The sequence below is a fragment of the Reyranella sp. genome, assembly GCF_965279625.1.
Taxonomy (GTDB): Bacteria; Pseudomonadota; Alphaproteobacteria; order Reyranellales; family Reyranellaceae; genus Reyranella.
Map to the genome: position 1 here is coordinate 2,526,425 of NZ_OZ257251.1, position 20,519 is coordinate 2,546,943.

Consider the following 20,519-nt stretch of genomic DNA (forward strand, 5'->3'; position numbering starts at 1 on the left):
GCCAAAAGCCACGCCCGTGTCCGCGCCCACCCTGCTTCAGATTGTTCCGACCCTGGCCGGCGGCGGCGTGGCGCGCGCCACGCTCGAGGCCGCGCAGGCCGTCATCGCGGCCGGCGGCTCGGCGATCGTGGCGTCGCCCGGCGGCAGCCTCGTTCCCGATCTGCTGAGACTGCGCGCGAGCCACATCGACATTCCCGTCCCCTCTCACGCGGTGTGGGGACGGTTGACCCTGCCGGGCAAGCTCGTCTCGAGCCTGCGCGACGCGAAGGTCGACGTGATCCAGGCGCGCTCGCCCGCTTCAGGCTGGGTCGCGCGGGCGCTGGCGCGGCGGCTCGGCGTAAAGTGGATCGCGACGCTGCACCGGCCGTTCCTCGCGTCCGATCTCGCGGGCCGTTTCGTCGAGGGACGCCAGTCGCGCGCCGATGCGGTGATCGCCGTTTCCCAGCATGTCGCGCGCGATGCCCTGGAGCGCTTTCCGGCGCTGCAGGACCGTCTGGAGATCATCCCCCCGGGCATCAACTTCGACCGCTTCGATCCGGCGATCGTGCGCGCCGACCGCCTGATCCGCCTGGCCGGCGAGCTGCGCGTGCCCGACGGCAGCCACCTCGTTCTCTGCCCCGGCCGCTTCGGCGAGGACAACGGCCAGAAGATCCTGGTCGAGGCGATCCGGCGACTGGGGCGCGACGACGTGTTCTGCCTCCTGCTGGGCTCGACGGGCGCGACGACTCCGTTCGAGAAGGAACTCGAACGCACCATCGAAGCCGCGCAGCTCAACGGTCGCGTCCAGATCGGCCCCTATGTCGACGACATGCCGGCCGCCTACATGCTGGCCGACGTCGTGGTCTCGACCGGCGGCGCGCGGCAGGGCTTCAGCCGCGCCCTGGTCGAGGCGCAGGCGATGGGACGGCCCGTGGTCGCCGAGGATGGCGGCGGCGCGGCCGAGACGCTTCGACCCGACGGTGTCACAGGCTGGCTGGCCCCCTCCGGCGATCCCGCAGCGCTGGCCGAGGCCTTGCAGGCTGCCCTGTCGCTTTCGGTCGAGCGACGGGCTGAACTCGCGCGAACCGCGCAGGAGCATGCGCGCAGCACGTACAGCGTGGCGCAGTCCAACCAGCAGCGTCTGGCCCTCTATCATCGTCTGGCCATCCGCTGACCTTGACTCGCGGGGGCCCGGCAACTATCTCCGGGCACATGGAACGTCGGTTTTTCACCGCTCCTGCCGTTATCACCACCGTCCGAACTTGAATCGGCCGGGCGCGCGCACTCGTGCGGCTTCCCGGCCTGCCGCTGCCGACCCTGTTGAGTCGGCGAATGGATCGCGTTCGGAATTTCGTTAGCTGGTGACTTCAATGATCAATATTTCTCTGCCGGACGGTTCGGTCCGGTCCTTCGACAAGCCCGTCAGCGGCGCCGAGATCGCTGCCTCGATCGGTCCGGGCCTCGCCAAGGCGGCCCTCGCGCTCCGCGTCGACGGCAAGATGGTCGACCTCGCCCATGTCGTCGACCGCGACGCCCGGATCGGCATCGTGACGTCGCGCGACCCGGATGCGCTGGAACTGCTGCGCCACGATGCGGCGCACGTGCTGGCGCAGGCGGTCCAGGAGCTCTTTCCCGGCACGCAGATCACGTTCGGCCCCTCGACGGAGGACGGCTTCTATTACGATTTCGTCCGCGACCAGCCCTTCTCGCCCGACGACTTCGCGAAGATCGAACAGCGCATGGGCGAGATCGTCGACCGCGACCTGCCGATCGAGCGCTCGGTGTGGGACCGCGCGCAGATCAAGGACTACTTCGTCCAGCACGGCGAGAAGTTCAAAGCCGAGTGGGCCGACGAGCTGCCGAAGGACGAGGAGATCTCGGTCTACAAGCAGGGCGACTGGCTCGACATGTGCCTCGGGCCGCATCTGCCCTCGACGGGCAAGCTCGGCAAGGCCTTCAAGCTCACGAAGGTGTCGGGCGCCTACTGGCGCGGCGACAAGAACAACGCCCAGCTCCAGCGCGTCTACGGCACGGTCTTCTTCTCCGACAAGGACCTGAAGGCCTACCTGCACCGCATCGAGGAGGCCGAGAAGCGCGACCATCGCCGTCTCGGCCGCGAGATGGGCCTCTTCCACCAGCAGGAAGAAGCCGCGGGCATGGTGTTCTGGCATCCCAAGGGCTGGACGTTCTGGCGCACGCTTGAGAGCTACATACGGCGCAAGCTGGATGCCGGCGGCTACCAGGAAGTGAAGACGCCGCAACTGGTCGATCGCAAGCTGTGGGAAGCCTCGGGCCACTGGGAGAAGTTCCGCGAGAACATGTATCTCAGCGAGAACGAGGAAGGCCTGCGCGAGTTCTTGGCCGACGACGACAAGCGCATCTTCGCGCTGAAGCCGATGAACTGCCCCTGCCACGTGCAGATCTTCAACCAGGGACTTCGCAGCTATCGCGAGCTGCCGCTGCGCATGGCCGAGTTCGGCTCGTGCCACCGCTTCGAGCCGTCGGGCGCGCTGCACGGCATCATGCGCGTACGCAACTTCACGCAGGACGATGCCCACATCTTCTGCAGCGAAGAGCAGATCGAGAGCGAGACGATCCGCTTCTGCGAGCTGCTGGGCTCGATCTACAAGGACCTGGGCTTCCCGGACTATTTCGTGAAGTTCTCGGATCGTCCGCCGGTGCGCGCCGGATCGGACGCGGTGTGGGATCAGGCCGAGGGCGCCCTCAAGGCAGCGTCCAAGGCGGCCGGGCTCGACCTCGTCCTCAATCCCGGCGAGGGCGCCTTCTACGGTCCCAAGCTGGAATTCGTGCTGCGCGACGCGATCGGCCGCGACTGGCAGTGCGGCACGCTGCAGGTCGATTTCGTGCTGCCCGAGCGGCTGGACGCGGCCTATGTGGCCGAGGACGGATCGCGCAAACGGCCGGTCATGCTGCACCGCGCCATCTTCGGCAGCTTCGAGCGCATCATCGGAATCCTGATCGAGAACTATGCCGGGCGGTTCCCGCTCTGGCTGGCGCCGACACAAGCGGTGGTGGTCACGATCGTTAACGACGCCGATGGCTATGCCGAGGAGGTCGCGGCAGCGCTGAGGGCCGCCGGCATGCGGGTCGACACCGACCTGCGCAACGAGAAGATCAACTACAAGGTCCGCGAACATTCGCTGGCCCACGTCCCGCTGATCCTCGCGGTCGGCCGGCGCGACATGGAAGCCCGGACGGTGGCGATCCGCCGCCTGGGCTCGGAAAAGCAGGAGGTCCTTGAACTCGGGGCCGCCGTCACTACACTTTCAACCGAGGCCCGGCCGCCCTTCTAGGACGGCCGGTCCCCGGACCCGCCCCTAAGTCGGGGCTTCAACAGAGGAGAAGGAAGCCATAGCAAGACCTGCCCAACAGACTGCGCCCACCCGCGAGGGTCCGCGCGTCAATGCCGAAATCCGAGCCGCGCAAGTCCGTCTCATTGACGAGAACGGCGAGATGGTCGGCGTGCTGAGCACGCGCGAGGCCATCGAGATGGCCGAAGAGGCCAGTCTCGACCTGATCGAGATTTCGCCGAACGCCGTACCGCCCGTCGCCAAGATTTCCGACTACGGCAAGTACAAGTACGAGGCCCAGAAGAAGGCCCACGAGGCGCGCAAGCATCAGAAGGTCATCGAGGTCAAAGAGATCAAGATGCGCCCGAACATCGATGATCACGATTACGAAGTGAAGATGCGCGCCATGAAGCGTTTCATCGAGGAAGGCGACAAGGTGAAGGTCACCCTGCGCTTCCGCGGACGCGAGATGGTTCACGCCGATCTCGGCATGCAGGTGCTGAACCGCGTACGCGGCGAGATGGACGAACATACCAAGATCGAGTCGATGCCGCGCATGGAAGGCCGGCAGATGATCATGGTCCTGGCGCCCAAGTGACGCCAGGCAGGTAGCGCCGGCAGGCGGCCCCTTATTTCTTCGGGGGCCGCTGGCGCAGTGTCACCGTGCCGGTGGCGCGCTGCTCATCGGGGTTGAACCGCCCCATGGTCGCGATCTCGTCCGGCCAGCTCACGCTATAGACGGTCTCGCCGGCGAACGACATCGGTCCCTCTGCCTTCGCCGACTTCCAGTAGTCGCACCGCACCGCGTCGGCGGGGTCGATCTGCTGCGCGAGGCAGAACTGATGCAACACGTACGGAATGAAGCGGGCGCGACCGCCCTCCGGCGCGGTGGCGACGTTCAGCCCGAATGACGATGGCTGGCGGTTGCAGCGAGAGCCCGCCACGATATCCGACGTTCCCGGTGTGCGCATCTGCAGGCTTTGGAGTTCGCCCCGCAAGACATCGAAAGCGCGCGTGCGCGTCGCGTCCGCGAAGCTGGCGGCAATCAGCGCCGCCTCATAGCGGCCGATGGCCTCGGCAACCGGTCCTTCCGGGTAGCCGGCTCGCACGAGATCGCGGGACCACGACAGGGTCTCGAGCGCGCGCACGACCATCTCGCCGGTGAGCCCCGAACTCTCGCCCCACTCGCCCAGCACATTGGCCGGGGCCCAGCAGTATTTCAGCAGGTTGTAGCCACCGGCCTCGACCGGCAACGCGCGCGTCTTCAGCACACCGATCGATTGCGCGACCACCGTCTTCATCAGCAGGTACTGCACCCCCGGATTGTCCCGCACCTTCTCTGAACTGGAGAGAGCGGTCAGCGGCGTCGCGGCAGCCTGCGCATTCGCGGGCGGCGCCGGCGGCGCATCCAGTCGAAGGGCGGAGACGGGGGGCGCCGGCAACTGGGCCTGCGCCGGCAGCGCAGCCAACAGCCCCAGGAGAATGAACGCTGTGGTTTTCATCGTGCCGGGATCCCTAGGGAGGTCGGGGCGGAGAATGCTAGCTTTCGCCCGTGAGACAACGCATCAGCTCCCTCATCGTTGCGGCCATGATCGCGGCCGCCGCTCCTGCAAACGCGCAGACGGCCTCCCAGCCTCCGGGGCAGGCACCCTCGGCCAGCGACGCCGCCCGGCTCCTCGCCGACTTCCAGAATTTCGGACCGCACCGCGCCTTCGTCGTATCACCGGACGGGCGGGCGAGCTGGTGGGCCGGCGTCAGCGGCCCCGACCCTGCTCCCGCCATTACCTCCGCCCTGAAGCGCTGCCGGGAGCGCACCCAGCAGGACTGCAAGCTCCACATCGTCAACAACTATACGGTCACCGGACACGACTGGCGCGAACTCGTCCCGGCGCGCTCGGCGGGTGCGGTCGATATCGGGCGTCTGCGGCCGCAACCCTACTGGTCGATGCGGGGGCCCCAGCTCGCCAACGGACTGATCGTCTGGAGCCACGGCTACATGGCCGGCAAGAACTCTACCGAAAGCGCGCCACAGGCCTGGGTCGGTCATTTCACCCACCTCGGGTACGATCTCTACCGCTTCGATCGCGAGTGGATCACCGACTGGGCGAGCGATGCCAGCGCGCTGGCCGATGCCGTCGCCAAGGCCCGTGCCCTGGGTTACCGGCGCATCATCCTCGCCGGCCAGTCGGCGGGCGCCTGGGTGTCGCTGGCGGCGCTGCAGCGCGGTGCCGCGGCCGACGGCGTAATCTCGATCGCCGCAGCCCATCACGGTCCGGTGGAGAAGATGCGCGACCCGACGCGGGCGCGCTCGGAATGGCAGCACGTGCTGGAAGGCATCCGGCGAGGCCCGCGCCTGATCGTGGTGAATTTCGCCGGCGATGCCTACGATGTCGGCGGCCGCATGGACGACGCGCGATCGATCCTCGGCCGAAACGGCGTCGAGGCCGAGATCGTCGACGCGCCCGAAGGCTTCAAGGGCCATGGCGCCGCCGACTCGATCTTCTCGCGCAAGTTCGGCGCCTGCTTCGCGGCTTTCATCGAAACCGGGAAGAAGCAGCCGCCCTGCTAGGGCATGTACGCGCCGCCGTTGACGTGCAGCACCTGGCCGGTCGTGGCGTCGGACTCGTCGGAGGCGAGAAAAATGGCGGTGCGCGCGATCTGCTCGGGGGTCAGCAGTTTGCCGCCCAGCGGGATATTGGCGCGTGCCATCTCGACAAGTTCGGCGTCCGTATTGCCGTAGCGCGGCTGGGCGGTGTCGGTGGTGCCGGGGGCGATCGCGTTGACGCGGATGCCATACGGGGCAAGTTCGAGGGCCATCGCCCGCGTCATCGAGACCACGCCGCCCTTGCTGGCGCTGTAGTGGACGCCGCGCACGGCGCCCCGGATCGCCTGCGAGGAGAGGTTGATGATCGAACCGCCCTTCCGCCCGGCGGCGATCTGGGCCTTGGCGACCGCGATGGTGGCGAAACAGCCGGCCTTCAGGTTGATGTCCATGAGATAGTCCCAGTCGCTCTCCTGCATCTCGAGCAGGGGCACGCGCGGATAGACGCCGGCATTGTTCACCAGGATGTCGGGCGGCCCCAGGACCTTGATCGTTTCGGCGACCATTGCCTCGATCTCGGCCACCTTGGAGACGTCGGTCTTGAGCAGGTAGGCCTGCCGGCCGACCTGGGCGATGTCGCGCGCCACCGCCTCGGCGCCCGGCCGGTCGTCGAGCCAGCTCACCGCCACGTTGGCCCCCTCGCCCGCCAGTGCGCGCGCGATCGCCGCCCCGATGCCCTGCTGGGCACCCGTCACCAAAGCCACCTTGCCTGCCAGTTTCATGCGAAAATCCCCGTCAGAAGGCCATTTGGCCCGGTCCCGGCGTGCTTGCACGTATTGGGCCGCCTCTGTATAAGCCGCGTTCCTTCGAGTGGCTTGGCCAATAAGGGCATTGCCTCGGCTGCTTTGTAAGGACTTTCCGGCCGTCTGTTCACGCAGGGGGTCGGGACCGGCGCGCAAGCGCTAACCCTTTGAAAAGGAACAAAAATGCCCAAGATGAAGACCAAGAGCGCGGCCAAGAAGCGTTTTCGCTTCACGGCCTCGGGCAAAGCGAAGCATGGGGTCGTGGGCAAGCGCCACGGCATGAGCAAGCGCGGTAACCGCTTCCTCCGTCAGGCGACCGGCATGGCCATCGTGTCCGATCCCGACACCCGCATCCTGAAGCGCAACTTCTTCCCGTACGAGAGGTAGACCATGGCACGCGTAAAGCGGGGCGTGGCTGCACACGCTCGTCACAAGAAGGTCCTGAAGCTCGCCAAGGGCTATCGCGGCCGCTCCAATGCGGCGTTCCGCGTCGCCATCGAGAAGGTCGAAAAGGGCCTTCAGTATGCCTATCGCGACCGCCGCAACAAGAAGCGCGCGTTCCGTGGCCTCTGGATCCAGCGCATCAACGCTGCGACCCGTGAGCATGGCATGACCTATTCGCAGTTCATGAACGGCATCATCAAGGCCGGGATCGAGATGGACCGCAAGGTCATGGCCGATCTCGCGACCCGTGAGCCGGCAGCGTTCAAGGCTTTGGTCGATCAGGCCCAGGCCGCCCTCAAGTAGTCTTTCGCGCGTCACGCGCGGCAGATAGCAATCGCAAAGAGGGAGCCTGGACCACAGGCTCCCTTTTTTCGTGTTCGGTTTCGAGAGTGGGAAAGATGGACGATCTTTCGACGATTCGCAGCGAGGCGCTCGACGCCGTCCAGGCCGCCGCCGATCTTGGCGCGCTGGAAGCCGCCCGCGTGGCGGCGCTCGGCAAGAAGGGCAGCGTCACCGGCCTGATGAAGACGCTGGGCGGGCTCGCGCCCGAGCAGCGCAAGGAATTCGGCGCGCGGGTGAACCAGCTCAAGGGCGAGATCGAGGCCGCGCTCGAGGCCCGCAAGGGATCGCTCAGCGCCTCCGCCCTCGAAGCGAGACTCGTCGCCGAGAAGATCGACGTCACCCTGCCGGCGCGGCCCGAAGGACAGGGCACGCTGCATCCGATCGGCCAGGTGATGGACGAGATCGGCGCGATCTTCGGCGAGATGGGATTCACCTGGGCCGACGGTCCCGACATCGAGGACGACTGGCACAACTTCACCGCCCTCAACATTCCGCCCGACCATCCCGCGCGCCAGATGCAGGACACGTTCTATCTGCCGCCGCGCGCCGACGGCACGCCGATGGTGCTGCGCACCCACACCTCGCCGGTCCAGGCGCGCACCATGCTGAGCAAGGACGTGCAGAAGCGCCTGGCCGACGGCGGCTCGCTGCGCATCATCGTGCCCGGCCGCACCTACCGCATCGACAGCGACGCCACGCACACACCGATGTTCCATCAGGTCGAAGGCCTGGTGATCGACCGCACGACGCATATGGGCCATCTCAAGGGCTGCCTGGTCGATTTCTGCCGCGCCTTCTTCGAGGTCGACGACCTGCCGCTGCGCTTCCGCCCCTCCTACTTCCCGTTCACCGAACCGTCGGCCGAGGTCGATATCGGCTGCTCGTGGAAGGACGGCGAACTCAAGATCGGCGCCGGCGATTCGTGGCTGGAAATCCTCGGCTCCGGCATGGTCCATCCCAACGTCATCGCCAATTGCGGCCTCGATCCCGCCGTCTACCAGGGCTTCGCCTTCGGCATGGGCATCGATCGCATCGCCATGCTGAAATACGGCATTCCCGACCTGCGGGCCTTCTTCGACGCCGACCTGCGCTGGCTGCGCCACTACGGCTTCTCGGCCCTGGAAACTCCCTCGCTCACCGGAGGGCTCGGACGATGAAATTCACCCTGTCCTGGCTGAAAGAGCATCTGGAGACCGACGCGACGCTGGTCCAGGTGCGTGACACGCTCACCATGCTCGGCCTCGAGGTCGAGGGCCTGAGCGATCCCGCCGAGGCCCTGAAGGGCTTCGTCGTGGGCTACGTGGTCGAGGCGGTGCAGCATCCCAACGCCGACCGGCTGCGCGTCTGCAAGGTCGATACCGGCAGCGGCACGGTCGTCCAGGTCGTGTGCGGCGCGCCCAACGCGCGCAGCGGCATGAAGGGCATCTTCGCGCCGACCGGCAGCTACATCCCCGGCACCGGCATCACGCTGAAAGCCAGCAAGATCCGCGGCGAGGAGAGCAACGGCATGCTCTGTTCCTCGCGCGAGCTGCAGCTCGGCGACGACCATAGCGGCATCATCGACCTGCCGGCCGAGACCGTGACCGGCCAGTCCGCCGCCGAAGCGCTCGGCCTCGGCGATGCGGTGATCGAGATCAAGGTGACGCCCAACCGCGGCGATTGCCTGGGTGTGCACGGCATCGCCCGCGACCTCGCGGCGGCCGGCCTCGGCACGCTGAAGCCGGTGAAGTCCGACAGGATCGCCGGCAGCTATGCCAGCCCGATCAAGTGGACGCACGACTATGCGCCCGCGCCCGATAGCCCCTGCCCGATCGTGGTCGGCCGTCATTTCCGCGGCGTGAAGAACGGCCCCTCGCCCGACTGGCTGCAGCGCCGGCTGAAGGCGATCGGCCTGCGCCCGATCTCGACGCTGGTCGACATCACCAATCTCGTGACCTTCGACCTCAACCGGCCGCTGCACGTGTTCGATGCGGCGAAGCTCTCCGGCGACCTCGTCATGCGCCAGGCGCGCGACGGCGAGCAGATCCTGGCGCTCGACGGCAAGACCTACACGCTCGATACCGCGGTCTCGGTGATCGCCGATGCGAAGGGCGTGCACGGGATCGGCGGCATCATGGGCGGCGAGGAAACCGGCGTGCAGGAGGGCACGACCGAGGTGTTCCTCGAAGCCGCCTACTTCCAGCCGATCGGCATCGCCGCCTCGGGCCGCAAGCTCGGCATCCTGTCCGACGCGCGCTATCGCAACGAGCGCGGCATCGATCCGGAATCCTGCTGGTGGGGGGCCGAGGTCGCGACCCGGCTGATCCTCGACCTGTGCGGCGGCGAGTGCAGCGAGCTGGTGTCGAGCGGCGTCATGCCGACGTGGCAGCGCAGCTACACGCTGCGCACCGATCGCGTGCAGACGCTGACCGGCATCGAGGTCTCTCCTGCCGACACGGTCTCCATCCTCGGCAAGCTGGGCTTCGGCGTCGAGGGCAGCGGCCCGTGGACCGCTTCCGTGCCGTCGTGGCGTCCCGACATCGTGGGCGAGGCCGATCTCGTCGAGGAAGTGACGCGGGTGTTCGGCTTCGACAAGATCCCGACCACCTCGCTGCCGCCGGTTTCGACCATGTCGCGGCCGGTGCGCGATCCGCTGCAGCGCCGCACGCCGCAGGCGCGCCGGGCGCTGGCCGCGCGCGGCATGAACGAGGCCGTCACCTGGTCCTTTCTGCCGCTGAAGAAGGCCGAGCGTTTCGGCGGCGGGGCTGCGGACGTGCGGCTGCTCAACTCGATCGATGCCACGCTCGACACGATGCGGCCCTCGATCCTGCCCAACCTGATCGACGCGGCGTCGCGCAACGAGGCGCGCGGCCTGTCCGATCCGGCGCTGTTCGAGGTCGGCCCGCAGTACAAGGACGCGACGCCCCAGGGCCAGCGCACCGTGGCCGCCGGCATCCGCCACAACATGGCGGTGCCGCGCAACTGGGCGGGGCCGGCACGCACCGTCGACGCCTTCGACGCCAAGGCCGATGCGCTGGCGGTGCTGGCCGCTGTCGGCGCGCCGGACACGCTGTCGTCGCAGGCGGGTGCGCCGAACTGGTACCACCCCGGCCGCTCGGGCGCGCTCAAGCTCGGCGATCGCGTGATGGCCTATTTCGGCGAGCTGCATCCCGAGATCGTGGCGGCCGCCGACCTCAAGGGCCCTGTGGCCGCCTTCGAGGTGTTCCTCGACGCGCCGCCGTTGCCCAAGGCGAAGGCCACCAAGGCCCGGCCGAAGCTCGTCCTGTCGGCCTTCCAGCCGCTCGAACGCGATTTCGCCTTCCTGGTCGACACCGGCGTCGAGGCGGAAAAGCTGGTGCGCGCGGCACGCAACGCCGACAAGGTGATGATCACGGCCGCCCGCGTCTTCGACCTCTATGCCGGCAAGGGCGTGCCGGAGGGCAAGAAGTCGCTGGCCATCGCCGTCACCCTGCAACCGGTCGAGCGTACCCTGACCGATGCGGAGATCGAGGCGGTTTCCGAAAAGATCGTGGCAGCCGTCGCCAAGGCGACGGGTGCCGTGCTGCGTGGGTAACACTCTTGTCGTCCTGAGCGCAGCGAAGGACCTCGCGCCTACACCAGAGAACGCCTTTGGAAGTAGCGCCAGATCCTTCGCTGCGCTCAAGATGACAATGAAAGTTGAATTGGGCTCGAAGTGAAATGACCGACCTGTCGTTGATCCGAAACTTCTCGATCATCGCCCATATCGACCACGGCAAGAGCACGCTGGCCGATCGGCTGATGATGGCCTGCGGCGCCGTGAGCGAGCGCGAGTTCCACGACCAGATGCTCGATTCGATGGACATCGAGCGCGAGCGCGGCATCACCATCAAGGCGCAGACCGTGCGCCTCAACTACAAGGCCCGGGACGGCAAGACCTACGTCCTGAACCTGATGGACACGCCCGGCCATGTCGACTTCGCCTACGAGGTCAGCCGGTCGCTGGCCGCCTGCGAGGGCTCGCTGCTGGTGGTCGACGCCAGCCAGGGCGTCGAGGCGCAGACGCTGGCGAACGCGTATCACGCGATCGAGGTCAATCACGAGATCATCCCGGTCCTCAACAAGATCGATCTTCCCTCCGCCGATCCCGAGCGGGTCTGCCGCGAGATCGAGGACGTGGTCGGCATCGATACCTCCGAAGCCGTCCTGGTTTCGGCCAAGAGCGGCCTCGGCATCGACGACCTGCTCGAAGCCATGGTCAAGCGCCTGCCGGCGCCCAAGGGCGACCGCGACGCACCGCTGAAGGCCCTGCTGGTAGACAGCTGGTACGATCCGTATCTCGGCGTCGTCACCCTGGTGCGCGTGCAGGACGGCGTGCTGCGCAAGGGCATGAAGATCCGCATGATGGCGGCGGCCGCGGCCTACGACCTCGACAAGGTGGGCGTGTTCGCGCCCAAGGCCACCGACGTGGCCGAGCTCGGCCCGGGCGAGATCGGCTTCATCATCGCCGGCATCAAGACCATCGCCGACTGCAAGGTCGGCGACACGATCACCGACGACCGCAAGCCCGCGGCCGAGATGCTGGCGGGCTTCAAGCCCAGCGTGCCGGTGGTGTTCTGCGGCCTGTTCCCCGCCGACGCCGCCGAGTTCGAGACCTTGCGCGAATCGCTCTCCAAGCTCCGCCTCAACGACTCCTCGTTCCACTTCGAGGCCGAGACCAGTGCAGCGCTTGGCTTCGGTTTCCGCTGCGGGTTCCTGGGCCTCCTGCATCTCGAGATCGTGCAGGAGCGGCTGGAGCGCGAGTTCAATCTCGACCTCGTCACGACGGCGCCCTCGGTCGTCTACAAGGTCGCGATGGTCGACGGCACGTCGATGGAGCTGCACAATCCCGCGGACTATCCCGACCCGATGAAGATCGAGTCGATGCAGGAGCCGTGGATCAAGGCCACGATCATCACGCCCGACGAGCATCTCGGGTCCGTGCTGACGCTCTGCCAGGATCGCCGCGGCCAGCAGCTCGAGCTCACCTATGCCGGCACGCGCGCCATGGCGATCTATCGCCTGCCGCTGAACGAGGTCGTGTTCGACTTCTACGACCGGCTGAAGTCGATGACGCGCGGCTATGCCAGCTTCGACTACGAGATGGACGGCTACGAGGAGAGCGAACTGGTGAAGCTCGCCATCCTGGTGAACGCCGAGCCGGTCGATGCGCTGTCGATGATCGTCCACAAGAATGCCGCCGAGAGCCGCGGCCGCGCGCTCTGCGAGCGGCTGAAGGAACTGATCCCGCGCCAGCTCTTCAAGATCGCCATCCAGGCCGCGATCGGCGGCCGCGTGGTCGCGCGCGAGACCATCAGCCCGATGCGCAAGGACGTGCTGGCCAAGTGCTACGGCGGCGACATCAGCCGCAAGAAGAAGCTCCTGGAGAAGCAGAAGAAGGGCAAGAAGCGCATGCGGCAGATCGGCGAGGTCGAAATCCCGCAATCGGCCTTCATCGCCGCCCTCAAGATGGACAACCGCTAGGCTGAAATCAGGAGAGCCCGCCGCGGCGCCGGCGCGGCCGCGAGCCCGCCAGAAAGCCGGGTTCCGATCGGCCGCCCTCGCGGCGGCCGATCCAGACGAGGGCTGCGCCCAGCACGAGGAAAGCCGGCACCGCCGGCACGGTGAGCAGGGGCCGCATCATCCAGGTCCACAGGACGCCCGACAGGTGGCGCCGCGCTGATGTCTGGGTGTTGCCCAGCGAGGCCGGGTCGAGGTGCGCCCACAGGCTCCCCAGGGTCGAAAACGGATAGGCGCCTTCCGACCACCAGGTGAGCAGGTCGTGCACGATCACTGCGACAGCCAGGGCCAGGAACAGCCACCCCAGGCCACGAAATACGACCATCACGCCCCCAAGCACCAGTCAAGCACCGCTCCAAACCCTAGCCAAGCCGGTGCAGCCGGGGAAGACCGTTGCCCAAACCATCCACCGCGCTATAAGAGCGGCCGACCGCGCTTCCCGGACAGGTGGCCGAGCGGTTTAAGGCACACGCTTGGAAAGCGTGCGTGGTGTAACAGCCACCGCGGGTTCGAATCCCGCCCTGTCCGCCATTCATTCTGCGAACCTTCTCTCCGGGGCCTTAGCCTTGGAGAAAAGGTCCGGTTCCCGCGCCAATGCTCGCGGCAGAGAAGCACGATGGTCCGCACAGATCGCCTCCCGATCGGGCCGCCCGGCCAAGCGTGGACTTTCAGATCAGATAGATCCGATTTGGCAGCTCGCTCCGTTCCCCTTCGACCAATGGGAAATGAGCCGCCAGGACAGCACCGCACCGATCGATCGCCGTGACAAAACCATCGGCAATGTGGCCCTCCCGCATATGGCCTCTCAAAATATCGATGGCGCCCTGCCATTCCTCCCGGGGAACGCGGCTGGCAATGCCCTCGTCAGCGATAATGCGAGCGTAGCGCTCGGCCAACGAAACGAAGATCAAGATGCCGGTCCTCTCTCGTGTTCGTGCGATCCCGCGACGCACGAACTGTTCCATGGCCGCGCGGTGGGCGAGAGCGCGGCACGCCGCTCGAGGCAGAAGCGCCACGCGCACACGTGGCAGGCAGAAGACCCCAAGCAAACCGAAGAAGGCCAGAACCTGCAGCGATAACATCAGTTGCAGCGGTGCCGCCGTAAAGCTCATCAACATCCACGGCAGCGCCAGCGCAATAACCGCCGCCAGCATCACGGGCACGCCGACTGCTTCCGACGACGAGGTCCGGGCCAGGACGCAGACGATCTCACCAGTCGTACGAGCCTCGCTGGCGTGGATGGCGGAGGAGATGCGCGCGCGGTCCTGTTCGCTCAATTCCATCACCAGCTCCCTGACGCTCCGCCGCCGCCGGAAGAGCCCCCGCGGCCTGAGAACCCGCCGCCGCCCCTGGAGGATCCCCCTCCGCCCAACCCGCCCGATCCGCCGCCCCGCCCGCTCATCAGCATGCCGATCACCAGCCACCGGAAAGACGGCGACACGATCATCAACCCGATCACCGCGATGATGACGACGATGACGAGCCAGTTCACAGGCGCCGAGGCAGGTTCGCTGTCGACACGCAGCGAGGGACGCTGCTGCCATTCCGAGGAATCGGTCGTCAGGACGATGATGATGTCGTCGACGCCGCGCGTTATGCCTGCGGCGAAATCACCTGTTTTGAAACGCGGGGCGATCGCATTAGTGATGATCACCTTCGATAGCGCATCGGTCAGCGTTCCTTCGAGGCCGTACCCGACCTCGATCCGGACGCGCTTCTGGTTGGGTGCCACCAGAAGCAGCACGCCATTGTTGCTCGTCTTGTCGCCAAGCTTCCAGGTCCGGAACAATTCGTTGGCGTATGGCTCGATTTCCTGGCCGTCGAGCGAACTCACCGTGGCGACAACGAGCTGGATACCCGACCTCGATTCGAGGTCGGCGAGCTTGGCCTCCAGATCTGCAACAGCGGGCGCCGGCAAGATGCCGGCTTCGTCGACGACCCTGCCGGTCAATGGCGGGAAATTGGCGGCGACTGCGGCCAGCCCGAACAATAGGGATAGCGCCAAGCCCGCGAGCCACGCGCCTGTCCTCGAGCGACCAGGACGCATGGCCGACGATCAGAACTTGACGGTCGGTGGCGTCTGGGCGGTATCGCTGGCGGTGAATTCAGCCATCGGCTTGTTCGACCGGAATGCGGTCATTGCCCACAGCATGCCGGGAAAGGTCCTGAGCTCGGTATTGTAAGCCCGTACGGCTTCGATGTAGTCGCGGCGCGCGACCGTAATGCGATTCTCCGTGCCCTCGAGCTGCGACTGCAGCGCCAGGAAGTTCTGGTTCGATTTGAGGTCCGGATAGTTCTCGCTGATGGCGATCAACCGGCCCAGGGCGCCCGAGAGCTGATTCTGCGCATCCTGGAATTGCTTCACCTTTTCCGGATCGGTGAGCTGGGACACGTCGATCCTGGTCTGGGTGGCCTTGGCACGGGCCTCGACCACGGCGGTCAACACGTCTTTCTCCTGCTTGGCATAGCCTTGAACCGTCGCGACCAAATTCGGAATCAAGTCTGCACGACGTTGGTAGTTGTTCTGGACGTCGCCCCATTTCGCTTTCGCCTGCTCCTCGAGCGTCGGGATATTGTTGTACCCACACGACGCCAAGCCCAGGCACAGAACGGCAGTGGCCAGACGCGAAAGAAATGAACTTGAGATCGATCTCGTACCCGTCATGACTCTCCTCGCGAGGCCGACGCTCGTCGAGCCGCCAGGGAAACGTCCGACCTGCCGAAAAGTTCCTGTCTCCCCGCGCGCAGCTCTTGCCCGGGCCTCGCCTGCAGGTTTGGTGGCACAATTCATTCCAAGCATGAAGTGTCGACCGTCTGGCTGCCACAGCCGGCCACGATATCAGGCAAGCGCAATAGCTCGAGCTTCGACCAGTCGATATGGAAGGTCTCAGCTGCGCCAACAGACTCCGCGGCCAAGTTCTGGGAATCCAGCTCACATTCAGCGCCGGTCGTGCGCGGTGGCCTATGTTGCCTGGGGTCTCACGCAGGGCGAAACCGAGCCCGAAGCCACCGAGGAGCTGGCGGTCAAATACGTTCCCCTGACGGAAGCCTTCCGCATGGTTTAGGCGGGAGAAATTCGCGCCGCGCTCAGCGTTCTGTCCCTGCAGGCCGTCCAAAACTTCACCTGCAGGACAAACTGGACCTGAGAGAGCCCCCGTAGGTTTGCATCCCGGCTTCGGGTCGCCGATATCCGCTGCGGCGCGGGTTCTTCGGTTGCTTGAGCCGCCGCACCCCGAATAATGACGCAGCAACAGAGGATTGAAGCATGCCCGCGTCGTACGAAACCCACCGCAAGCAACTCGAACTGATCCTCGAAGCCTGGGGCATGCCGAAGGAAACGGCGGCCGGCACGGCGGAGATCATGAGCTGGGCCGACCTGCACGGCATCGACACGCACGGCATCTCGATGGTGCCGCCCTACGATGAGCGCCGGCGCGCGAGCAAGCTCGACATCCGCGCCGAGCCCCGGATCGTGAAGGAGACCCCGGTGTCGGTGCTGGTCGACGGCAACGGCGGCCTCGGCCATCCCACCGGACGGCGCGCCATGGAGATCGCCATCGAGAAGGCGAAGAAGACAGGCATCGGCGTGGCGGCGGTGCGCAACTCGGGTCATTTCGGCGCCTGCGGCTTCTATGTGCTGCAGGCCGTCGACGCCGGCTTCATCGGTATGGCGACGACCTCGGCGAGCGGCATCAACATGGCGCCGACCAACGGCGCGCAGGCCCGCCTCGGCACCGATCCGATCGCCTTCGCCGCGCCCGGCAAGCCGGGCGAGCCGTTCCTGCTCGACATGGCGACCACGACCGTCGCCGCCGGCAAGATCCGCAACAAGGCCAACGAGAAGCTTCAGACGCCGACCGGCTGGCTGGTGACCAAGGACGGACTGCCCAGCACCGACCCGCACGAGGTCAGCAAGGGTGGCTACATGACGCCGCTCGGCGGCACGCCCGAGGGCAGCAGCCACAAGGGCTACGGGCTGGGCGCCATGGTCAACATCCTGAGCTCGGCTCTGTCGGGCGGCGTGATGGTGACGGATCCGACGCGCAACACGCGGCCCGGTCCGATCGATATCGGCCACTTCTTCCTGGCGATGGATCCCGGCATGTTCCGCGACGCCGCCGACTTCCAGGCCGACGTCGCCGCCTTCTGCGACACGCTGCGCGCCACACGGCCCGCCGATCCGGCGAAGCCGGTGCAGGTGGCGGGCGACCCCGAGCGCCGCATCGCCGCCGCGCGGATGAAGACCGGTATCCCCGTCGGCCGCAACCTGCTCGCCCAGGTCAAGGAGATCGCACTCGCCTCGGGCGCCAAGTGGATCATGGAGGGCTGACGGGACAAGGCCGGCAAGCCGGCGGACTTACACCCGACCGAGAAAGTCGAGGAGCGCCGCATTGAACGCGTCCGGCTCGACGACGTTCACGGCATGCCCGCCATAGTCGGCGATCTGCAGGACCGCGTGTGGCAGACCGGCCGCGAGTTCCTCGGATTTGCTGACGGGCACGAGCACGTCGTCCCGCGCGCCCATGACGAAGACCGGCGTCCGGATGGCGGCGAGGTCGGCGGTCGCGTCGAAGCGCAGGAGCGCGCCTATGCGGCGACGCAGGGTCTCCTCGCCCTGGAAATGGGCCAGCCCATGCGCGTCTTCGCTGCGCGCCCGCTCCGCGTTCCGGGCCAGCCACAGGGCCGGATAGAGGAAGATCGGCTGGGCCCGCACATAGGCGGCAGGGCCGCCATGTTCCAGCAACAGGAGCCGCGCCTCGAAGCAGCGCTTCGTATGCTCGTCCGCCGTCGCCCAGCCGTTCACGACGGTGAGCGACGTGAGCCGCTCCGGCGTCCGGCGGGCGAGGTCCAGCCCGACCAGTCCGCCCAGCGCGTGTCCCACGAAATGACAGGTCGTGGTCGCGGTTTCGTCGAGGATCGCCAGCACGTCGTCGGCCATGGCGCCGATCGAGTAGGTGTCCGGCAGGACCCGCTTCGCACGCCCCGTCCCCGCCTGGTCGTAGGTGATCACGCGGTAACGCGCACGCAGCGCAGCAAGCTGCGGCGCCCAGTAGCCCGCCGCACCACCCAAGCCGGATGAAAGGAGGACGGTCGGCGCACCCGCGCGGGTGCTTTCGAGGACGTCGACGCTCACTTAACTCTTGCCGAGATGCGCCGTCGTGGCGATCTCGACCAGCGCGTCCTTCTTCACCAGGCCGCACTGGATGCAGTAGCGCGCCGGCTTGTCGCCGGGAAAGTACGTCGCATAGACGGTGTTGATGGCCGCGTAGTTGGCCCAGTCGGTCAGGAAGATCTGGTTGAAGGTGACATCGGCCATGGTGCCGCCGGCCGCTTCGATCACGGACTTGATCTGTTCGAGCACGAACTCGGTCTGCTTCGCGGCGTCGCCCACGTGGACGACGTTGGTTTCCTTGTCGAGCGCCAGCGTGCCCGAGACATAGACGATGCCGTCGGCCATCGCGCCGGGCGAATAGGGCGCCAGGGTCTTGCCGGAACCGGCCGGAATCACGGGTTTCATCGCCATCACTCTGCTCCCTTCGTCGTCAGCGTCGGATTGGTGTTGTCCTTCAGCGCCTTCTGGAACGCTTCGACAGAAGAGACCCAGCCGAAGAACTTCTCGATGTTGTAGAGCGACGCCTTCTGCACGAAGTCCGGGCCGGCATGGTGGCAGGCGTCGTGGAGGACCACGCCGAAATATTCGAGGAAGAAGCCATCGCGCAACGTCGACTCGACGCACACGTTGGTCGCCACGCCCGTGAAGACGAGAGAGCGGATGCCGCGCGAGCGCAGGATACTGTCGAGGTTGGTGTTGTAGAAGGCCGAGTAGCGCGGCTTGGGAACCACGATGTCACCCGCCTCCGGCTGCAGCTCCTGCACCAGCTCGTAGTCCCAGCCGCCCTTGGCCAGCAGCTTGCCCTGCAGCTCGGGCTTCGCCCGCATGGTCTTGAGCGCGTTCGACTTGTGGAAGTTGGGTGAGCCGGGTCCGCCCGCCTCCACATAGTCCGGATCCCAGCCGTTCTGGAAATAGATCACGGTCACGCCCGCCGCCCGTGCGGCGGCACACGCCTGCTGGGTCTTCTCGATGGCCGCCGCGGCGCCCGAGACGTCGAAGCCGGCGAGATCGAGATAGCCGCCCTTCGAGGCATAGGCGTTCTGCATGTCGACCACGATCAGCGCCGTCTCCTGCGGACGGATCAGCAGCGCCTCCGGCTGCGCTTCTAGATGGCGCGCGTTCGGATCGTCGGGCGGGAAGTAGCTGACGGGCTTGCTCATTCCGCGGCCTCCGCAACAGGGGCGACAGGCCAGGCGATGTGCCGGCGGCTCTTCATCAGGGGCTGGATGCGCTCGCCGAAGATCTCGGTGCCGCTCACGAATTCGTCGAAGGTCAGCAACGTGCCTGCCAGGCCGGGGATCGTCGCGACCTCGTCCATCATCCGCGCCACCTTGGCGTGGCTGCCGACCAGGAGGCCGATGTTGAGGTTCACCGACGATTGCGGATCGATCATGTGCTTCACGTTGGTGTCGGCGCCGGACTTCTTGTCGGCGCTGCCCTGATCGGTCAGCCACTTGAGCGCTTCCAGGTCCGCGCCGTCCTTGTAGTGCTGCCACTTGGCTTCCGCCTCGGCGTCCGTTTCACCGGTGATGATCATGAACAGCGCATAGGTCGCGATATCCCGGCCGCTGCCGGCGGCGATCCTCTGCATGCGCTCGACGGTGTCGGCACAGGCAGTGGGTGTGTTGTAGCCCTTGCCGAAGCAGAAATTGTAGTCCGCGTACTTCGCCGTGAACGCCATGCCGGCATCGCTCTGTCCGGCACAGATCACCTTCATCGGCTGCTGCGGGCGCGGGCTGAGCTTACAGTCCTCCATCCTGAAGAACTCGCCCTTGAAGTTGGACGTGCCGGTCTCCCACAGCTCGCGCATCACCTGGACGTACTCGGCCGCATAGTCGTAGCGGCGCGCGAAATATTCGTCGCCCGGCCAGATTCCCATCTGCGAATACTCGGGCCGCTGCCACCCGGTGATGACGTTGAGGCCGAAGCGGCCGTGCGAGATCGAATCGATCGTCGAACACATGCGGGCCGCGATCGCCGGCGGGATCGCGAGCGTCGGCACCGTCGCATAGAGCTTGATGCGGGATGTCACGGCCGCGAGGCCGGCCATCAGGGTGAAGGATTCGAGATTGTGGTCCCAGAACTCGCTCTTGCCGCCGAATCCGCGGAGCTTGATCATCGACAGGGCGAAGTCGAACCCATATTTCTCCGCGTTGAGTGTGGTCTGCTTGTTCAGTTCGAAGCTCGGCCTGTATTGCGGCGACGTCGTCGAAACGATCCAGCCGTTGCTGCCGATCGGGATGAATACGCCGATTTCCAAGAGCCGCCTCCGAGGGACGATGACTGCGGGGAGTTTCCCAAAAGCTACAGATCTGGTCACTTCATATAGTTCGCGCGACGCGCCACGATGGCCCAGGAGTTGCATCGTGGTCCAACCCGGTGCGGATCAGAGCATTGCGAGGGGCACACGACGGCTTTGATCTGGAGCAAGGTCGCAGGCCCGGTGGCGGGGCAAACTCAAGCAATCA

The 20,519-nt window shown here is 66.4% G+C and carries 20 protein-coding genes and 1 tRNA gene; 11 read left to right on the forward strand and 10 right to left on the reverse strand.

Translation table 11 applies throughout. The features are described 5' to 3' along the window. Nucleotides 1-16: 16 nt before the first annotated feature. From ACQY78_RS12365 to infC, 3 genes are all read left to right on the forward strand, one after another. Nucleotides 17-1,153 (forward strand): glycosyltransferase, encoded by a 1,137-nt coding sequence (locus ACQY78_RS12365; protein WP_428685983.1) that lies wholly within the window; start codon nt 17-19, stop codon nt 1,151-1,153. A gap of 196 nt (nt 1,154-1,349) precedes the next feature. Then, nucleotides 1,350-3,293 (forward strand): threonine--tRNA ligase, encoded by a 1,944-nt coding sequence (gene thrS / locus ACQY78_RS12370; protein WP_422033976.1) that lies wholly within the window; start codon nt 1,350-1,352, stop codon nt 3,291-3,293. Nucleotides 3,294-3,351: 58 nt separating this feature from the next. Continuing rightward, on the forward strand, nt 3,352-3,888 hold the full coding sequence (infC, locus tag ACQY78_RS12375; protein ID WP_425069936.1) for a translation initiation factor IF-3: 537 nt from the start codon (nt 3,352-3,354) through the stop codon (nt 3,886-3,888). Nucleotides 3,889-3,919: 31 nt separating this feature from the next. Here the strand turns inward: infC and ACQY78_RS12380 are convergent, their stop codons facing one another. After that, nucleotides 3,920-4,792, reverse strand: coding sequence for a hypothetical protein (locus ACQY78_RS12380; protein WP_428685984.1), 873 nt, complete (start codon nt 4,790-4,792; stop codon nt 3,920-3,922). A 50-nt stretch (nt 4,793-4,842) separates the two neighbouring features. Here ACQY78_RS12380 and ACQY78_RS12385 point away from each other — a divergent pair, with 50 nt between their 5' ends. Further along, nucleotides 4,843-5,859: a hypothetical protein gene (locus tag ACQY78_RS12385; RefSeq protein WP_428685985.1), complete on the forward strand. Its 1,017-nt coding sequence runs from the start codon at nt 4,843-4,845 to the stop codon at nt 5,857-5,859. On the opposite strand, the gene ACQY78_RS12390 is transcribed toward ACQY78_RS12385, so the two are convergent. Then, nucleotides 5,856-6,614, reverse strand: coding sequence for an SDR family NAD(P)-dependent oxidoreductase (locus tag ACQY78_RS12390; protein ID WP_428685986.1), 759 nt, complete (start codon nt 6,612-6,614; stop codon nt 5,856-5,858). The two genes, ACQY78_RS12385 and ACQY78_RS12390, sit on opposite strands and share 4 nt — an antisense overlap. A 204-nt stretch (nt 6,615-6,818) precedes the next feature. Between ACQY78_RS12390 and rpmI the strand changes: the two genes are divergently transcribed. The 5 genes from rpmI to lepA all read left to right on the forward strand — a co-directional run bounded on the left by rpmI (nt 6,819) and on the right by lepA (nt 12,902). Continuing rightward, nucleotides 6,819-7,022, forward strand: coding sequence for a 50S ribosomal protein L35 (gene rpmI / locus ACQY78_RS12395; RefSeq protein WP_304856837.1), 204 nt, complete (start codon nt 6,819-6,821; stop codon nt 7,020-7,022). 3 nt (nt 7,023-7,025) lie between these two features. Next, nucleotides 7,026-7,382, forward strand: a complete 357-nt coding sequence (gene rplT, locus ACQY78_RS12400; RefSeq protein ID WP_428685987.1) for a 50S ribosomal protein L20 — start codon at nt 7,026-7,028, stop codon at nt 7,380-7,382. Nucleotides 7,383-7,477: 95 nt separating this feature from the next. Next, entirely contained in the window at nt 7,478-8,578 is a 1,101-nt protein-coding gene (gene pheS, locus ACQY78_RS12405) for a phenylalanine--tRNA ligase subunit alpha (protein WP_428685988.1), read from the forward strand. Continuing rightward, complete coding sequence (pheT, locus tag ACQY78_RS12410) at nt 8,575-10,974, forward strand: phenylalanine--tRNA ligase subunit beta (protein WP_428685989.1); 2,400 nt, start codon at nt 8,575-8,577, stop codon at nt 10,972-10,974. Before pheS ends, pheT begins: the two co-directional genes overlap by 4 nt. Before the next feature lie 125 nt (nt 10,975-11,099). Next, a complete protein-coding gene (gene lepA, locus ACQY78_RS12415) occupies nt 11,100-12,902 on the forward strand; it encodes a translation elongation factor 4 (protein WP_428685990.1) in 1,803 nt (600 codons plus the stop codon). 7 nt (nt 12,903-12,909) lie between these two features. Here lepA and ACQY78_RS12420 read toward each other — a convergent pair whose 3' ends face one another. Continuing rightward, on the reverse strand, nt 12,910-13,263 hold the full coding sequence (locus ACQY78_RS12420) for a hypothetical protein (RefSeq protein WP_428685991.1): 354 nt from the start codon (nt 13,261-13,263) through the stop codon (nt 12,910-12,912). A 116-nt stretch (nt 13,264-13,379) separates the two neighbouring features. Between ACQY78_RS12420 and ACQY78_RS12425 the strand changes: the two genes are divergently transcribed. Beyond that, nucleotides 13,380-13,469, forward strand: a tRNA-Ser gene (locus tag ACQY78_RS12425). Nucleotides 13,470-13,606: 137 nt separating this feature from the next. Here ACQY78_RS12425 and ACQY78_RS12430 read toward each other — a convergent pair. The 3 genes from ACQY78_RS12430 to ACQY78_RS12440 all read right to left on the reverse strand — a co-directional run bounded on the left by ACQY78_RS12430 (nt 13,607) and on the right by ACQY78_RS12440 (nt 15,603). Then, nucleotides 13,607-14,221: a TPM domain-containing protein gene (locus ACQY78_RS12430; RefSeq protein ID WP_428685992.1), complete on the reverse strand. Its 615-nt coding sequence runs from the start codon at nt 14,219-14,221 to the stop codon at nt 13,607-13,609. Further along, entirely contained in the window at nt 14,221-14,928 is a 708-nt protein-coding gene (locus tag ACQY78_RS12435) for a TPM domain-containing protein (protein WP_428685993.1), read from the reverse strand. Before ACQY78_RS12435 ends, ACQY78_RS12430 begins: the two co-directional genes overlap by 1 nt. Nucleotides 14,929-14,994: 66 nt before the next feature. Next, a complete protein-coding gene (locus tag ACQY78_RS12440; RefSeq protein ID WP_428685994.1) occupies nt 14,995-15,603 on the reverse strand; it encodes a LemA family protein in 609 nt (202 codons plus the stop codon). Between the two features lie 600 nt (nt 15,604-16,203). Here ACQY78_RS12440 and ACQY78_RS12445 point away from each other — a divergent pair. After that, a complete protein-coding gene (locus ACQY78_RS12445; protein ID WP_428685995.1) occupies nt 16,204-17,268 on the forward strand; it encodes an Ldh family oxidoreductase in 1,065 nt (354 codons plus the stop codon). A gap of 27 nt (nt 17,269-17,295) precedes the next feature. Here ACQY78_RS12445 and rutD read toward each other — a convergent pair whose 3' ends face one another. From rutD to rutA, 4 genes are read right to left on the reverse strand one after another with little or no spacing between them, the layout of a single operon-like run. After that, nucleotides 17,296-18,072, reverse strand: coding sequence for a pyrimidine utilization protein D (gene rutD / locus ACQY78_RS12450; RefSeq protein ID WP_428685996.1), 777 nt, complete (start codon nt 18,070-18,072; stop codon nt 17,296-17,298). Further along, nucleotides 18,073-18,462 carry a pyrimidine utilization protein C gene (rutC, locus tag ACQY78_RS12455; RefSeq protein ID WP_428685997.1) on the reverse strand — a complete coding sequence of 130 codons (390 nt, stop codon included), beginning with the start codon at nt 18,460-18,462 and terminating at the stop codon, nt 18,073-18,075. Further along, nucleotides 18,462-19,211, reverse strand: coding sequence for a pyrimidine utilization protein B (rutB, locus tag ACQY78_RS12460; protein WP_428685998.1), 750 nt, complete (start codon nt 19,209-19,211; stop codon nt 18,462-18,464). Before rutB ends, rutC begins: the two co-directional genes overlap by 1 nt. Continuing rightward, complete coding sequence (gene rutA, locus ACQY78_RS12465) at nt 19,208-20,311, reverse strand: pyrimidine utilization protein A (RefSeq protein ID WP_428685999.1); 1,104 nt, start codon at nt 20,309-20,311, stop codon at nt 19,208-19,210. Before rutA ends, rutB begins: the two co-directional genes overlap by 4 nt. Nucleotides 20,312-20,519: the final 208 nt, after the last annotated feature.

Coding starts and splice junctions, on each gene's coding strand:
- thrS (WP_422033976.1), top strand. CDS start 1,350: ATGATCAATATTTCTCTGCCGGACGGTTCGGTCCGGTCCTTCGACAAG.
- ACQY78_RS12380 (WP_428685984.1), bottom strand. CDS start 4,792: ATGAAAACCACAGCGTTCATTCTCCTGGGGCTGTTGGCTGCGCTGCCG.
- ACQY78_RS12390 (WP_428685986.1), bottom strand. CDS start 6,614: ATGAAACTGGCAGGCAAGGTGGCTTTGGTGACGGGTGCCCAGCAGGGC.
- rpmI (WP_304856837.1), top strand. CDS start 6,819: ATGCCCAAGATGAAGACCAAGAGCGCGGCCAAGAAGCGTTTTCGCTTC.
- rplT (WP_428685987.1), top strand. CDS start 7,026: ATGGCACGCGTAAAGCGGGGCGTGGCTGCACACGCTCGTCACAAGAAG.
- pheS (WP_428685988.1), top strand. CDS start 7,478: ATGGACGATCTTTCGACGATTCGCAGCGAGGCGCTCGACGCCGTCCAG.
- pheT (WP_428685989.1), top strand. CDS start 8,575: ATGAAATTCACCCTGTCCTGGCTGAAAGAGCATCTGGAGACCGACGCG.
- lepA (WP_428685990.1), top strand. CDS start 11,100: ATGACCGACCTGTCGTTGATCCGAAACTTCTCGATCATCGCCCATATC.
- ACQY78_RS12420 (WP_428685991.1), bottom strand. CDS start 13,263: ATGGTCGTATTTCGTGGCCTGGGGTGGCTGTTCCTGGCCCTGGCTGTC.
- ACQY78_RS12430 (WP_428685992.1), bottom strand. CDS start 14,221: ATGGAATTGAGCGAACAGGACCGCGCGCGCATCTCCTCCGCCATCCAC.
- ACQY78_RS12440 (WP_428685994.1), bottom strand. CDS start 15,603: ATGACGGGTACGAGATCGATCTCAAGTTCATTTCTTTCGCGTCTGGCC.
- ACQY78_RS12445 (WP_428685995.1), top strand. CDS start 16,204: ATGCCCGCGTCGTACGAAACCCACCGCAAGCAACTCGAACTGATCCTC.
- rutC (WP_428685997.1), bottom strand. CDS start 18,462: ATGGCGATGAAACCCGTGATTCCGGCCGGTTCCGGCAAGACCCTGGCG.
- rutB (WP_428685998.1), bottom strand. CDS start 19,211: ATGAGCAAGCCCGTCAGCTACTTCCCGCCCGACGATCCGAACGCGCGC.